Source organism: Citrobacter sp. MGH106 (genome assembly GCF_001037495.1).
GTDB lineage: Bacteria > Pseudomonadota > Gammaproteobacteria > Enterobacterales > Enterobacteriaceae > Citrobacter > Citrobacter murliniae.
The window spans coordinates 1,088,945-1,104,675 of record NZ_KQ089822.1; the positions used below are offsets into that span (position 1 = coordinate 1,088,945).

Genomic DNA, 15,731 nt, shown 5'->3' on the forward strand with positions numbered 1-15,731 from the left:
ATGGCACGTAAAGAAATTTACTACACCGTCGAGGATAAAGGCCGTGACCAGGGCAAGGTGTTCTTCATTCGCGAAATGGCTGCTTCACAGGCTGAATGGTGGGCTATCCGCGCAGGACTGGCGATGGCTAAGAACGGCGTTAATCTTCCGGATAACTTTTCAGATATGGGCATGGCAGGCATGGCAAAAGTCGGCCTCGAAATGGTGGCTCAGATTTCTCCAGACGAGGCACGGCCTTTACTGGATGAGCTGATGAAGTGCATCCAGTTTGTGCCAGACCCAACCAACCAGAGCATTAAGCGCGGATTAATCGATGACGACACCGAAGAAGTGGTGACTCGACTGAAGCTACGTAGCGAGGTGTTCAAGCTTCACGTTGATTTTTTCGCCACCGTCGCAGGTTAGACATCCCGCCAGTAATGGGGAGTGATGTTGCCGGGTTGGTAAATTATGAAAACGTGCCAAGCACGATCGCAACCATCGTCTCCTCAAAGCTTGCGACCCTCTATGAACTGGACACTGTCTACGGAACAGAGGATTTGTGGCGTTTGCTGGAAATTAACACCGTGGATAATTACAACCAGATGGTCATCAACAGGGCGCAGGAGAGTGGCTGATGGCGACGATTATTGATTCACTGGTCGTTACCCTCGGCCTCGACCCATCCGGATTTAAAAAAGGTCAGGATGAGGTTAAGAAGGGCCTGAACGATACCAGAAAGAACGCGGACCAGACCGCAAAAGATATGGAGGCTGCCGGTAAAAGGGCGGCCTCTTTCTTTGGGTCAATTCGCACTGAGTTGCTGGCGCTTGTAGGCGTAACCCTGTCAGCGCAGGGTATCAAGACATTCATCACATCCATGACATCGGATCTGATGCGGCTCGGCATTGAGTCCCGTGCGCTGGACATCTCTGCCAAGTCTCTTGATGGATGGGAAAGAGCGGCGACCGCTGCTGGTTCCAGTGCTGAGAAAATGGCTGGCACTCTGGGTTCATTTCAGAAAGTGCTCACTCAAATCAGGACCGGCGGCGGACAGGATGATCCGCTTTTCGGTGCGCTTGCTGCTTTCGGTGGTGCTACCGGCGCGAACTTCGATTATCAGAACGATAACTCCGAAGCGATCATGCGTAAGATTGCCGCCAACTGGGGCAAATTAAGCAAAGATGCGCAGCGAAGATTCGGCGGTATGTTCGGATTCGACAATGCGACCCAGCAAGGCCTGGCTAATGGTAGTCTGGTTCAGGACGCCGACCGGTTCGCCAAGATTTCCAAAGCGACTGACGAAGCCACCAAAAAGGCGCTGGAGTTCAACCGCCGCCTTGAGGAGATGAAGCAAAACTTTGCCGCTGCATCTCAGGTGCTTTACGAGGCCATGATCCCCTATGTCGAAAGGATCATACCGCTCATCGCCAAGTTCGGAGACTGGATTGCCAGTCATGGCCCAGAAATCGAAAAGTTCTTCTCTGATTCCGCGGATGAAATCAACAAGGTTGTCGATGCAGTCGGCGGCCTGGAGAACGCGTTAGAGATTCTGCTGGCCTTTGTTGTGGGCAAGTGGGCGCTTGGGATGGTTGGCGCGATAGCTAGCGTTGGTGGCTCTCTCGGTGGTCTTGCGGCAAACCTCGTTGGCATTGTTGCTAAAAACCCCTGGCTACTGATGCTAGTCCCCGCGAACAACACCCCTAACACCACAGAGGAGCTTTCCTCGATTGGTGGAGTTGGTAGCAACGTCCCGAAAACTGACATGGAAAAGCTTCAGGCCGGATGGAGCTACGATGACAGCAAAGGCGGCTGGATTTCTCCCAAATCTGCCCCGCGAGGAATCAGGAATAACAACCCTGGCAACCTCAACTTTGCAAATCAGGCAGGGGCCACGAAGGAAGGAGGTCAAGGCGGCCGGTTTGCTGTGTTCGAGTCGATGGAGCATGGAGTAGCGGCTCTCTATAAGCAGCTACAGATTTACTTCAAGAAAGGGGTGAATACCCTTTCATCCATCGTCAAAACATACGCCCCAGCATCCGATGGGAACAACGTCGATGCGTACGTGTCAGCCCTCTCAAAGGCAACCGGAAAGGGGGCTAATGAGGCTATTGATGCCGGAGACACCACCACCATCGCAAAACTGATGAAGGGGATCGTCGACCATGAGAACGGGAAAGGCTACATCAGCTCGTCCGATATCATGGGCGGCATTCAGTTAGGTGCCGGCTCATCAGCCGCGCGTAACGCTCCTGCTCAATCAGGCAGCCAGACAACCATCAGTATTGGCAAAATCGACATGCAGACATCTGCGGGTAACGCCAATGCGCTTGGCATGGACATCCAGAGAAACCTTCAGAGAAACCGCCTGGTGACACCGGCAATGACAGGGCAGGGTTAACATGGCTTTTTCACTGAACGAAACAACGCTACTCAGCGCGATAAACAGCGGCAATATCTTCTCGATCATCAACAGCACTCTCTCACCCGGTTACGGAATTTATCTCAAGTCGGGATTGAGAGCGCTGTCACCTTCTTCATTTCTGGGTATTGAGTACGGTGCGGATGCCTCAGTTGTGTCCGCGCCGATCGAGAAGGGTTCGTACAGCTCATTCAACAAGGTAAAGCGGCCGCCGGTTATTCGCGTTCTTTTCACGCTTGAAGGGTGGACCGGGTTTAGTGGAAGCATCCCAAACCTTACCAACTTCACCCTTACCAGCCGATCGGACATGCTGGCGGCGCTGGATGCGATGGTTGCGGATGCGCAGGTTTACGACATTGAGACGCCGGATACGACGTATGAGGATTATGACCTTGTCCGTTATAACTACCGGACATCAGATCGCGATGTGACCCTTCTCACCGTTGAGGCTATTTTCCAGTCCGTGCTGGAAGAGGCGGAGGTCACACTGACCAGCACTACCGCCAATAGCAACACAACGGCCAATGCCACGAGCAAGGCTGCCAGTACAGTGACGGAAAAGGCGAACTCAACCGCGACAAACTCCACGCTTGAAGACGTGAAGGGCGCGCTAACCGGCCTGAAAGAGTCGGTATCAAGCGCATCTACCACTGTAGCGACATCGGTAAGTAATGCGGTGAGCAGCGCAACATCAGGTGCTACGAGCGCCATTAATGGGGCGGCTACATCTGCAATAAACAACCTCGCTACGACGGTTGATGAGCTGGTTGCGGGGTTATCCTGATGCAGAACATATCCCTCAAGCCTTTAAAGGCGCAGGAAGTGAGCGTAAACCTCGCAGGGCAGTCAGTAACGCTGCGTATCGTGCAGCGGTCCACCGGCCTGTTCATGGACATTGGAGTTGATAATCTCTGGATAGCGCAGGGCGTTCTCTGCCTGAACTGCAACAAGATTGTCCGATACCCCTACCTGAAGTTCAGTGGTGAGCTTTTCTTTGCCGACACAAAAGGAAGCCTTGACCCGGTTTACGATGAGCTAGGAACGCGATTCAAGCTCTTCTACGCCACAGCAGAAGAGATGGCGACATGACGTACAAAAAGAGAGCGCTTAAATTTGAGTTCACGCTAAAAGACGGAGAGTTTGACGAATCTGGCAACAACATCCTCACCATAGACAACATTAAGGCGGAAATTGAGATCGGGGCGTATGGCGGAATCACCGGCACCACGCTTGAGGCTCGCGTGTATGGACTGAGTATCGATAACATGGCTCTGCTCAGTTATAAGGGCATCCAGTTGAATGGTGCCAAGCAGAACATGATGAAGGTATGGGCCGATGACCGCCCGGTGTTCTTTGGGTCGATAACAAACTGTTTCGCGGATCTTAACCAGATGCCGGATGCGCCGCTGATTATCAGCGCGTTTTCAACCGGTTTTGACCAGTCGATTACCGCCGCGCCATTCTCAAAAGAGGGTGTTGCCAGCGTCAACGAAATCATCACCACGATCGCCGCGAGCATCGGCTATACCGTCGTTAACAATGGTGTACTGGCGAAGCTTGAAAATCCGTACTTTGAAGGGAATCCAATCTCCCAGATTCAACAGTGCGCCCACGCTGCAGGGATCGAGATAGACTTCCGGCTTGGCGCTATCTACATCTGGCCGCAGGGCGGAAGTATTGACGACACCATCCCCCTTATTTCTCCTCAGCACGGGCTCATAGGGTATCCAGTGTTCAGCAACTACGGCATTAACTTACAGTGCCAGTACAGCGATCTGATATTGAGAGGGCGCAAGATTCAACTGGAAACGTCATTGCCAAATGGCAGCGGTGTTTACACGGTACAGTCAGCGGTACACCACCTGTCGACCTGGACCGAGGGCGGTCCTTGGTCAACCATCGTCTGGGCGTCTATTGGTCAGCTTACTGTGAGGCAATGATGAATTTATTCACTAACCGCCCGCAGGACACATCGTCAGAAGCAAACGCGCAGCAGTTCCTGATGCATCAGTTTCTCATGGGCAAAGCGTTCATCACTCTCGCCCTGGTGACTGCCGTCAATGACAGCGGAGAGGTGGTATCAGTTAAGCCAATGGTCGACGGTTTCACCGGTGGCGGCGATCGCATTCCTTCCGGCGTGATTAGCGGTGTTCCGGTATGGAGGCTACAGCGTGGGGCAAGCGCCGTAATTATGCCACCTGTAGAGGGTGATATTGGCCTGATCGCAATCTGCGACCGAGACATCACGGCAGTAAAAGCAACAAAAGACGCCGCGCTACCTGGCTCAAACAGGACACACAGTTATTCTGATGCCATTTATCTCGGCGGAGTGCTGAATGCAGAGCCAAGCCAGTATGTGAAGTTCGCCAATGATGGGATCGACATAGTTTCCCCTCTGGTCGTTCAGGTGAACGGGAATGCAGTCGTCGTTAATGCCGATGAGAAAATATCTCTCAATGCTCCAATCATTGAGGCGAACGGACAGCTTACGCAGGGCTCAGGAAGCTATGCCGGAGATGCAACGTTCGGTGGATCAATTACTGCAACTGGAGAGGTCACTGGCAACGGCATTCACCTCTCCTCTCACCGACATGGTGGTGTAGAATCTGGGAGTTCAACCACACAGGGACCGCAGTGATGAAAAGCATAATATTTGTATTGTCATGGGTTGCTCTTATGTCCTCACCTCTGGCCCTGGCCCAAGGTGATAAATTGGAAGATATTTGTTACCAAAGCATGAGATACAACGTTTCTGTCCAGATGGCAGCCAATTCTCTTTCTGGGCAAGTCAGATCGCATTACGAAGATGAGGCCTTTGATTCTGGTAAATGGCAAGGAATCAGCCATGAAGAGACGGAAAGGATGATACGGATGGCAGAAAACAACCAATCTTCAATGCAATTCGCGATTCGTTATCAGGGAGATGACTCATTCGCGAATGCTTACAGAAGTGGATATATAAACGACTGCAAGCAGAACCCAGAGAAATATATCTCAAATTAGCATCCGCTAATCCAAAGAAACCCGCCGCAGCGGGTTTTTTATTGCCCGGAGTTTACATGCTCACTAAATCATTCCAGCTGGTGACTGAAAAGTGGGACATCTCACTGGACGACACCGGCAGCATCGCTATCACCTCAAATCCCTACGCAGTGGCTCAGGACGTAGCCTGCGCGTGCTCAACTTTTCTCGGTGAGGCATGGTACGACACCACTCTGGGAATCCCATATTACGAGCGCATTCTCGGTCACTGGCCAGGTACTCAGTTAATCAATACGAAGATGGCTACCGAAGCCAAAAAGCTTCCATACGTCCAGTCAGCGTTCTGCACAACCACCGTAGGGAAAGTTGACCGCCTGGCATCAGGCGTCATGACAATCACCGATACGAACAACATCCAGACCACAATCCAATTCTGAGGTAACAAATGGCTGAAGTAACAGTTAGCACAGCCGTCCCCTCTGTCACGTTTTCCGATACCGGCATTGCCGTTCCTGATGAGATAGACATTCTCAATGGGCGTTTAACTGACCTTGACACCGCTATGGGCGGCGGGATGAGTAAGAGCCTTACCACGCCTCAGGGCCAGATCGCCATGAGCGACACGGCTATCATCGGCGACAAGAACGACAATCTGGCATGGCTGGTTAATCAGATTAACCCTGACTTTGCTGAAGGCCGTATGCAGGATGCGATCGGACAGATTTACTTCATTGACCGGATTGCGGCGATAGGGACAACGGTAACGGCCACGGCTACCGGTCTGGTGGGTACGGTAATCCCGGCTAACAGCATCGCTCAGGACGCCAGCGGCTATCTCTATTACTCACTAGCTGATGCGGTTATCCCGGCATCCGGTGCTGTTGATATCGTTTTCCAGAATCAAGCAGCAGGGCCGATCGCCTGTCCTATTGGCGCACTTAATACCATCTACCGCGCCATCTCAGGCTGGTCTGGCATCACCAATGTTACCGCTGGCGTGCTCGGCAACGAGGTGGAGAGCCGGGCTAACTTTGAATACCGTCGTAAGCAGTCGGTCGCCGGTAACGCGAATAATCAGCTCGGCGCAGTTTATGCGAACGTCCTCGCGGTACCTGGAGTGACTGATGCATACGTGACGCAGAACAACACCGGCCTGACAGTGGAGAAGGGCTTCACAGACTTTGAGCTTGAACCTCATTCACTCTACGTCAGCGTGTACGGAGGAGCATCGGCAGACATCGCAAAGGCGATCTGGCAGAAGCTCCCTCCGGGCCCGTCAATGGTCGGCAACACGAGCTATACCGTTGTCGATGACGTTAACTACGTCCAACCCTATCCAGAGTACGAAATCAAATGGCAAACGCCGTCGGCGGTCAGCGTTTACTTCAAAGTAGAGCTTGCCAATAACAACGCGCTGCCAGGCGATATCGTAAACAGAGTTCGCACCGCCGTTCTCAGCGCATTCAATGGCGAGGACGGCGGCACTCGGGCAAGGATTGGATCGACTATCTACGCCGGTCGCTACTATGCCGGTGTTCAGGCTATCGACAGCGATAACGTGGACATCTTCAGCATCACTATCAGCAGAGACGGCACCACTTACCAGACCTCTGCGTCCTTTGGCATCGATGAGGTGCCAACGCTTGATGCAACCAACATCTCGGTGACACTGGCATGATAAACGTCGCGGATACCATCCTGACGCAGTATGCCGACAGCCCGAAACTTAAATCCCTGATTTACTCGCTCAATGAAGCCGTAGGTATAGAAGGTTTTCTCGATGATTTCTATGACGTGATCTGGAATATCGAGACGGCAGATACCTACGGACTGGACGTGTGGGGGAAGATCGTGGTTGTCGGCAGGCAGCTGACGGTAACAGAGAACAAGATTTACTTCGGCTTCAACGAGGCATCGTCAGACCCAGCACTCGTTGATGACCCGCAGCCATTTAATCATGCGCCTTTCTATTCAGGCGAGCTTTTAACCTCAACCGTAACCCTCACGAATGACGTTTACCGCAAATTGATCATGATGAAGGCTGCGGCCAATATCTCTGATTGCACCATTCCAAATCTGAATAAGTTGCTGATGTTTATGTTCGGAACAAGTGGTAAATGCTATGTCAGAAATGATGGTGAGATGGTCATGAGTTACGTGTTTGAGTTCCCTCTGTCAACGGCGGAGTTAGCCATTGTTCAAAGCTCAGGTGCGCTTCCTGCCCCGATTGGGGTAACAGTTAATATCGTTCAGCAGGTATGACATGAACTCTTCTGATATTCCTTCTCGCCAGATTAAAGCATTTGCCATTAACGGTCTCAAAAACGCTATAGCCGTTGATTCAAGCACTACAACAGATAATTCAGGAACAGCCACCTTTGATAAAGGGTTCCCTCCAATAACAATGCAACCATTAAGTGCAGGAGGTATACCGCCATCAGGGAAAGATATGAATGGCATTTTATATACAATCACACTTAAACAGCAATGGGCAGACTCAGGTGGGGCTTATCCATTCAACCAATCATTTTCTACATCGATTGGTGGTTATCCTCAGGGGTCTGTAATTCCTGCAACAAATATGTCTGGACAATGGCTCAATCTTTTAGATGGTAACGCTACTAATCCAGAAGCAACAGATTCCTCAACAACTGGATGGGTTCCATTAAGTTTCTATGGCTCAACAAGCATATCAGGACTATCTGGAGTAAGCATTACCCTTACATCACTTCAGGCAGCTAGGGACATACTTGTCCTTGCAGGATCATTAACAGCCAACATTAATATAATTCTTCCTTCGTGGGTTAAAATATGGAGGGTTATTAATAATTGCTCTGGTAATTTCCAGGTCACACTGAAAACACTTACCGGAAGTGGAATTCAATGCCCTCAGAAAAAGACGACTCTTATTCGCGGTGATGGTTCAAATATTTTAAGTGACGTATCCATTCAGAGAGGCTGTCAAACATTCACCACCAATGGGTCATTTACTGTTCCTGATGGGGTTACCACTATTTACGTCTCTGGTAGCGCAGGAGGTGGTGGCGGTGGAGGTGGGTATTCATCATCTAATAGTGGGCAGGGTGGTGGGGCTGGACAGTCAATAATGAAACAGCCTTATCAGGTCAGCCCTGGCGATGTGATTGCGATAACAATAGGATCGACTGGTTCTGCTGGCGGAGTTGGGGCGGCAGGTGGTCAGGGTGGGAACACAGTAATTGGAGCGCTGGCCACTCTAAATGGAGGTGGAGGAGGTAATCCAGGTGCGGCATCTGAAGGTGGAAAATCAGCAGGCCTACCAGGAGGGAATGGTGGAATAGCTGGCGAGGATGCAATTGGTTCTGTTCCTGGTTCTGGTGGTTCTTGTCTTATGGGACCTGGCGGTAGTCGTCGCGCAGCTGCTGGAATCGCTGGAATTAATGGCGGTGGAGGAGCTGGTGGATATGTGAATGCTCCTGGCGGTACGGGTGGGACTGGGATTGTCATTATTGAATACTAACTGGTGAACTATGAGTATCTCTGAAACTATTAAAGCGCAAAAATATGCGGCAATCGCAGAAGTATCAGCAGCCGAATGCGCCATATATGCGAACGTACTAAAAGGTGCACCAAACTATGCAGCAGAGGCTGCCGCCTCTGCCTCTGCTGCTGAACAGTCAGCATCTTCGTCTGCAGCGAGCTCATCTAATGCACAAGAGTATGCCAGTTCTGCATCCTCTTCGGCTCTTAGTGCCTTTGAATCAGCACAAACAGCTGGAAATGCAGCTGCGGCTGCTGTAGGGCAGTGCATCCGTGTTCCAACCGGGGAGTTAACAAGTCCATTACCTGTAGCCGCTGACAGGAAACAATCTGCGCTAGTTTTTGATGCTGATGGAAATTCTTCCATTAAACCCCTCTCTGGATTTGCTTTGCTTGATAGCGATGGAAAAATACCTGCATCTCAAATTCCATCTATTGCGATATCACATATATTTGTTGTATCAAGAGAATCCGAAATGCTAGCTCTTGATGCTTATACTGGGGATGTGGCGAAAAGGACTGATCTTGGCTTTTCATTAATGTTGAGTCAGACGCCAGCCAGCACTTTAGGTAACTGGGTAAGACTTAACGATGACGTTTTGGCAGAACTGGCTCAGCCAACTGGCTCAGATCTGATTGGCTCGCCTTACGGAACTCTTACTGACGTCGCAGAAGATGTCCAAAGTAAAGTTAATCAGATAGACCTGTCTGGCGCTAAAGGTTTGGCACTGGTCGGCGTGTGTCCAGATGTTTCTACCTTGAGAACTTTATCCGTTCCGGCAGGCAAAAAGGTAATGTTGCTGGGCTACTATTCGTCAAAGCCAGGAGTTGGTGGAGGGCTTCTTTACGCTTCTTCTGATACATCATTATCAGATGATGGTGTAAGGGTTTTTGTAACCAATGATGGAACAAGACTGATTAGAGAAACAAATGGCGACCTGTATGCGTCCTGGGCAGGGGCAATCGGTGACTGGAACGGCACGACAGGAACTGATAATAAGGCAGCAATTGAAAGACTCATTGCTGCGGCAGGAACTTCTTATCGTTGGGTTATAGACCTGAATAATGTTGGAGTTAGCTCTGTAGTAATTAATGGAAGGAACGGATGGAAGGGACACATAGAGGGAAGTGTGTTCAATATCTCGGCTAAGCCATCTTCATCTGCCGTAGACAGAAGGTCACAAGATGGAGGTGTCTTTCCAACCTTTAAAATAACAAACTCAGATAACTGGAAATTAACTGGTGGTTATATTGATAACCGGTATCGAGAGGCTTTCTACATAGAAACATGCAACGGGTTTGTATGGTCCTGTGATGTAAAAGGAAGTGGAATTAACGACAATCTAAATGGAAACTATTTAAGATATTGTAGTAATTTTAAAATTGAAAACGCCACAATCTATAAGTCTGGAGCAATTCCCATAACGGGTTATTATTCATGGGTTCAAGCTTTGTTGTTGTGGGATTGTCATTTTTTCGGTATCACTAACATCATATCCAATGAGAATGCAGGGAATGGCATCTACATCGGTAGTAACGTGACGGATTATTATATTGACGGTTTTCAGACGAATAAAAATGCAATGTCTGGGATTCAGTTGGCGTGGTCTAGTTTTGGCACCTTCCCGCAACGAGGTAGCATTTCAAATGGAGTGATTTCTGGCAACAGAGCTGATGGTATTGATATTAACAACACCATGGCTAGTGGTATCGTTAGGATTGATCTGTCAGTAAATAACATAACGCATAGCAATAATGGTTATAACACGGACGGAACAGTTACTGCTGATGGGTCAGGACTAGGAACATTTATAAATGTTTCCCACTGGGGCGTGACAGGATGCAGTGCGACTTCACCTGCCAGAGCTGGTTTGTTTATTAGTTCTTGCGAAAATTTTCGCGTTGATAATAGCTTTGTTAATAAACAGCAAACTTCAAATAGCGAAAATCACGGTTTCTATATTGAAAACTCAAACAACTTCGATGTGGATATTGATGTTATTGTAGATTCATCAAATACCGGCATGTACAGCATTAGAACGTATGGGGTAATTGAAAATGGTACATTCAGAGGTAGATACACAGGCAGAGCAGTCATAGGAACAGATTCTACGTATATAAACTGCAATGCAGAAAATGCAGTTTTTATATCTCCAACTACCGTTAATGTTCTTTTCCCATTCAGAAAATGCAACATAGTTTGTTCTGGAACAAATGCAGCTGGTATTTATTCATCCGTAAATGGGTGTCGTTTTGTATCAAATGCTGGGCATGGAGGGGTTGTATATGGCAGTGGAATTTCAATTGATAACTCTGAAATTACAGGAACTGATGCCGGGCTGTGGGTTAATGACGGATTTAACAGGATAAGTGCGAGAGGAAACAAAATTTCAGGAGGAACAAGCTCTGGACTTAGGATTAATACAGGAAGCAAGCATATCATTGAAAACAACAGTCTATCTTCAACAGGTGGAAACAGTGTCATCATAAGTAACGCTACTGCCGTTACCTACATTGGTAATGATGACTCAACAAGCCCAACAAACTTTTCCGGAACGGCGTTCACTTTGAATAATTAATCACCCACTAGGCAAAGCCGCGCCATTGTATATGCAATGGATCACCACCACAATGGCGCGCATAACCAATCATCTTTCAGTAAATGACTTTCTCCTGCCACGAGACACAAACGCCACAATATTAATTAAAATATATAAAGAAAACGCAATAAATAGATGTTCGGGCAACAAGTAACCCATGCTGACTGGTATTATTCCGACGCCGCAAGAAAAAATAAATGGGATAAAAACATAAATGTTATTGTCTTTTAATAACATGTTGTGGAAGTATTTTGCAATTACTCCTTTAACGGCTCCAGAAATAGCAAGGTAAAGTGGTGTATATAACCCAAAGTCAGCATAGTATTCCCCATAGCCAAATGCAGGGGCGCCCTGGTTCCTGTAGAATTCTATCGGATATAGTACCTTTGCTATGTAAAGATAGCCAAAATCTTCTGGTTTTGACGGTAGCAATGCACGTGGAATTCTTGAGTAGATCTCAGATTCTAACATAAGCCTACCGTACTCAAAACTCCAGTCTTTAGTCATCAAAAGAACTGCGTTTCTTGTGTAATCTGAATAATAAGCCATATTAATAAACACATTATTGTTGTTATCATAAGTGTAAATGAAAAATAGTGAAACAAGCGCAGCAAGAAACCCACACGCAATCAAAAGATATTTGATTTTTATTTCTTTCCTCAATACATAAGACTGAAACATCAAGTATGATACAAATGCTATAATTAATGGACCTTTATTTCCGTGTATCAGTATGAGTAAAACATTCGATATAATAATTATTGATGAGTATAATGTTTTTTTGTTTAATAAGTAAAATGAAAAGAGTAGAGCTATCTGAGACAAAACAATTGATGTGTAAAAATATACACCATACCCAGTTCGTGTTTGTTCATAAATTCTCCTAGGCTGAAGCAATAGATCTTTAAATTCCAAAATAACTGGCAAGTAAAACACAATAGACATAATTGTAAACAGGAACGCAAAAAAAGAATACCTTCCAATTTTTATGTTAACTACGCAATCTTTTTTATATGGTGGTATTTTTATGTCTTGACTATAAAGGTAAAATACAGTAAAGAATAATATGCTTATCAGATAGCATGTATAGAAGAATATATATCCCACTGTGTTTATCGAGTCTTTTGTTATTGATAAATACACAATCTCAAAAACATATAATATTGGAAATGTAATAAGCAAGTATGGTGTCATTATGTTTATTACTTTCCTTTCCTTCCTTAAACACAGGAAGTATATAAAAATAACAAATAAAATAGACATAGCAACAAATGTGAATGCCACCATTAAAAAAACACTCCAAGTATTAACAATACAAAAATAAATATACTTATGAGTATTAATTTTGATGTGCTTAACTTACGAGCTAAATACACGGCATCTGGCATTTCACTGTTGAAATCTTTCACAATACAATATCCCTTTATGATAACTACAGAAGTTGCACATATTACAGTTAACCAATTTATTGTAAAATATAGATACAATTGATTCAAGGGCAATCTTACTGAAATAAATGCATAAAAATTTTCCGCATACAATTTTATTGAATGATCAGCAAAAGTATAAATCACTGGTATCGGTAAGGTGAAGATCTTTATAAAAAGCGAACTATAGTGACAAATTTCCATATAAACAATGACATATGCGAAAAAAGATAGCATTACGCCATCAACAATACGCGATCCCATAAGATGATTAGTGTCCGGTGTTTTGAGACAAAAACGGGACACACAAAGCTTTGCATCGGTTTGCAAGGCTTTGTGCTGCTTCCCTATGACACCTTCTCATCAAGCCAGTCAGCCCACCACTGCATCATCTCGCGGCGCGTGTCGAGATAGGCGGCATGGTTATAAACAGATCTGGTACCACCGCTGACGTGGGCCAGCTGCATTTCTATAGCATCACTGTTCCAGTGCTTTTCATTCAGAACTGTACTGAACTGGTGCCTGAACCCGTGACCGCTTGTCTGTCCTTCATAGCCAATGCTACGAATTACGCCAAGAACAGCGTTCTCGCTGATTGGCTTCTTCCTGTCGTTTCTGCCGGGGAAGCAAAGCGAATACTGACCGGTTATATGCTGCAATACTTTGAATAGCTCAACGACCTGATCTGACATAGGAACGATGTGGAGCTTTCTTCCTTTCATTACCGATGGATCGATGCTGATTATCCTGTTCTCGTAATCTATTCCTGACCATACCAGCGATCTCATCTCGACGGTTCGCATGGCTGTATAGTGCAATACCTGCGCGGCAATCTTCATTACTATCCAACCACCGTACGCATTAATAGACCGCTGGAATTCATGTATACGATGCATAGGAAGGAAAGGGTAGTTGTTCTTGCGATATCCTTTCATGGCCCCAGAAAGGTCTGGGGATGGATTGTATTTTGCTCTTCCGGTTACGATCGCATAACTGAAAACCTCACCGCATCTTCGCCTCGCTTTATCAGCGCGTTCCATTGCGCCCCTGTCCTCGAACAGCCTGATGACCTTCAACAGAATCATTGGCTCGACTTCCTCCATGCGTAAATGGCCGATGATCGGAAGTATGTCATCCGTGAACATACTCATCATCTCGTCAGCATATCCTTTCGACCACACCTTTGATTTGTGAGCATGCCATTCGTGGAAAATGTCACCGAACGAATCAGCTACAGCCTCTTTCTCTTTCTTCTTTATAGCCTGCTTCTGCTCGGCAGGGTCAACCCCGTTAAGCAGCTTCATTTTTGCTTCAGACTGTTTTGCCCTGGCTTCAGTGAGGGTGATCTCCTGATAAGGGCCGATTACCAGCGTCTTTTCTTTTCCGTCGAACCGGTACCGCATACGCCAGACCTTTTTACCAGACGGCGGCACGAACAAAAACAGGCCGCCGGAGTCAGCAAGACGGTACGACTTGTCGGTGGGTTTGGCGGCGTCGATCTGCTTAACGGTAAGCATGCGGGCATAATTCCGTGGTCATTTTCCAGTGTGCCCACAATATGCCCGCAAAATAATGTGGTAGTCAATTCCGGTTCGTTCTGGTCGGTTGTGTATGTATTGTTTGTATGATGTGGGTTTTGGTCGATTTCGTTCGTGAGGGTGGAGGCTGGTTCTGGTCGAAGTGGTGTCCCCTGCAGGAATCGAACCTGCAACTAGCCCTTAGGAGGGGCTCGTTATATCCATTTAACTAAGGGGACGAAGCGGCACGAGTATAGCGTTTTTTACTTCCAACGGTAAGTCTCAGGCCGCCCGACTGCTCAAACAGTCGCCATTAAGACTGTTTTTTCTGGTTTTTCTGTTGTTGCTCTCGCTGTTTGGCCTGCATTCGGGCCTCTTCCTTTCGCTTATTGCTCATGTCATTGCGAATCTGTGCGTGGCTCATTAGTGCGAAGATAAATGTCCCGCCACAGATATTTCCGGCAAGCGTCGGTAAGGCGAAGGGCCAGACGAAGTCTCCCCAGTGCAGCGTACCGTTAAAGACCAGATAAAGGATTTCAACTGAGCCAACGACGATGTGCGTGGTATCACCCAGTGCAATAAGCCAGGTCATCAGGATAATGACCACAATCTTTGCCGCTCCTGCTGCGGGGAACATCCAGACCATCGTTGCAATTAGCCAGCCGGAAATAATTGCGTTAGCAAACATCTCTCCGGGGCTGTTTTTCATCACATCCATACCAATTTTGACGAAAGCATCGCGGGTGGTTTCATCAAAAATTGGCATATATTCAAACGCCCACGCCGCAATCCCTGTGCCGAGAATATTACCTAGTAGCACTACGCTCCACAGGCGCATCAACAGGCCAAAATTACCGATGGTGGGATTTTGCATTACCGGTAATACGGCAGTAACGGTATTCTCGGTAAAGAGCTGCTGGCGAGCCATAATTACGATGATAAACCCGAAGGTATAGCCCAGGTTCTCCAGTAAAAATCCACCGGGAACGCCCTCAAGCTGTACGTGAAAAATACCCTTTGCCAGTAATGAGGCGCCCATCGACAACCCGGCCGCAATAGCTGACCACAGCAGCGCCATCGCGTCACGTTCCATCTCTTTTTCTCCGTCCTGGCGGATATGCTCGTGAATTGCCATTGCGCGGGAGGGAAGTCGATCCTCATCGAGTTCGATTTTCTTACCACTCATTTTTTCTTCGCTTTCAACTTCGAGTTCGTCACTGTGTCGATCGATTTTTTCTTTTTCGATGTCATTCATACCAGGATCCTGAAAAAGCACGTATAGCTA

Annotated in this window: 16 protein-coding genes and 1 tRNA gene; 13 read left to right on the plus strand and 4 right to left on the minus strand. The window is 47.4% G+C overall.

What is annotated here, in order from left to right; genetic code table 11:
- From SK36_RS05100 to SK36_RS05155, 13 genes are read left to right on the plus strand one after another with little or no spacing between them, the layout of a single operon-like run.
- A complete protein-coding gene (locus tag SK36_RS05100) occupies positions 1-405 on the plus strand; it encodes a hypothetical protein (protein ID WP_048220951.1) in 405 nt (134 codons plus the stop codon).
- 53 nt (positions 406-458) lie between these two features.
- Entirely contained in the window at positions 459-617 is a 159-nt protein-coding gene (locus SK36_RS05105; RefSeq protein WP_390888249.1) for a transglycosylase, read from the plus strand.
- On the plus strand, positions 617-2,380 hold the full coding sequence (locus SK36_RS23080) for a hypothetical protein (RefSeq protein ID WP_053069223.1): 1,764 nt from the start codon (positions 617-619) through the stop codon (positions 2,378-2,380). The genes SK36_RS05105 and SK36_RS23080 overlap by 1 nt, the downstream gene beginning before the upstream one ends.
- Before the next feature lies 1 nt (position 2,381).
- A complete protein-coding gene (locus SK36_RS05115; RefSeq protein WP_048220954.1) occupies positions 2,382-3,185 on the plus strand; it encodes a hypothetical protein in 804 nt (267 codons plus the stop codon).
- The gene (locus SK36_RS05120; protein ID WP_048220955.1) at positions 3,185-3,490 is read left to right on the plus strand and encodes a phage baseplate plug family protein; all 306 of its coding nucleotides are present in this window, start codon (positions 3,185-3,187) and stop codon (positions 3,488-3,490) included. The genes SK36_RS05115 and SK36_RS05120 overlap by 1 nt, the downstream gene beginning before the upstream one ends.
- Complete coding sequence (locus SK36_RS05125) at positions 3,487-4,341, plus strand: hypothetical protein (protein WP_048220956.1); 855 nt, start codon at positions 3,487-3,489, stop codon at positions 4,339-4,341. The genes SK36_RS05120 and SK36_RS05125 overlap by 4 nt, the downstream gene beginning before the upstream one ends.
- Positions 4,338-5,039 (plus strand): Gp138 family membrane-puncturing spike protein, encoded by a 702-nt coding sequence (locus SK36_RS05130; RefSeq protein WP_331456563.1) that lies wholly within the window; start codon positions 4,338-4,340, stop codon positions 5,037-5,039. The genes SK36_RS05125 and SK36_RS05130 overlap by 4 nt, the downstream gene beginning before the upstream one ends.
- Positions 5,039-5,404 (plus strand): hypothetical protein, encoded by a 366-nt coding sequence (locus SK36_RS05135; RefSeq protein WP_048220958.1) that lies wholly within the window; start codon positions 5,039-5,041, stop codon positions 5,402-5,404. Before SK36_RS05130 ends, SK36_RS05135 begins: the two co-directional genes overlap by 1 nt.
- A 56-nt stretch (positions 5,405-5,460) precedes the next feature.
- Complete coding sequence (locus tag SK36_RS05140) at positions 5,461-5,820, plus strand: contractile injection system sheath initiator (RefSeq protein WP_048220959.1); 360 nt, start codon at positions 5,461-5,463, stop codon at positions 5,818-5,820.
- Between the two features lie 8 nt (positions 5,821-5,828).
- Positions 5,829-7,061, plus strand: a complete 1,233-nt coding sequence (locus SK36_RS05145; RefSeq protein ID WP_048220960.1) for a baseplate J/gp47 family protein — start codon at positions 5,829-5,831, stop codon at positions 7,059-7,061.
- Positions 7,058-7,645 (plus strand): DUF2612 domain-containing protein, encoded by a 588-nt coding sequence (locus tag SK36_RS05150; protein ID WP_048220961.1) that lies wholly within the window; start codon positions 7,058-7,060, stop codon positions 7,643-7,645. Before SK36_RS05145 ends, SK36_RS05150 begins: the two co-directional genes overlap by 4 nt.
- 1 nt (position 7,646) lies before the next feature.
- A complete protein-coding gene (locus SK36_RS25130; protein ID WP_156184437.1) occupies positions 7,647-8,882 on the plus strand; it encodes a glycine-rich domain-containing protein in 1,236 nt (411 codons plus the stop codon).
- Between the two features lie 10 nt (positions 8,883-8,892).
- Positions 8,893-11,481, plus strand: coding sequence for a right-handed parallel beta-helix repeat-containing protein (locus SK36_RS05155; RefSeq protein ID WP_156184438.1), 2,589 nt, complete (start codon positions 8,893-8,895; stop codon positions 11,479-11,481).
- 69 nt (positions 11,482-11,550) lie between these two features.
- Here SK36_RS05155 and SK36_RS24595 read toward each other — a convergent pair whose 3' ends face one another.
- From SK36_RS24595 to SK36_RS05175, 4 genes are all read right to left on the minus strand, one after another.
- Positions 11,551-12,789, minus strand: a complete 1,239-nt coding sequence (locus SK36_RS24595) for an oligosaccharide repeat unit polymerase (protein ID WP_048220963.1) — start codon at positions 12,787-12,789, stop codon at positions 11,551-11,553.
- Positions 12,790-13,276: 487 nt separating this feature from the next.
- On the minus strand, positions 13,277-14,446 hold the full coding sequence (locus SK36_RS05165; protein WP_048220964.1) for a tyrosine-type recombinase/integrase: 1,170 nt from the start codon (positions 14,444-14,446) through the stop codon (positions 13,277-13,279).
- Positions 14,447-14,610: 164 nt separating this feature from the next.
- A tRNA-Arg gene (locus tag SK36_RS05170) sits at positions 14,611-14,685 on the minus strand.
- A 74-nt stretch (positions 14,686-14,759) separates the two neighbouring features.
- Positions 14,760-15,701, minus strand: a complete 942-nt coding sequence (locus tag SK36_RS05175; protein ID WP_048220966.1) for a formate/nitrite transporter family protein — start codon at positions 15,699-15,701, stop codon at positions 14,760-14,762.
- Positions 15,702-15,731 lie beyond the last annotated feature (30 nt).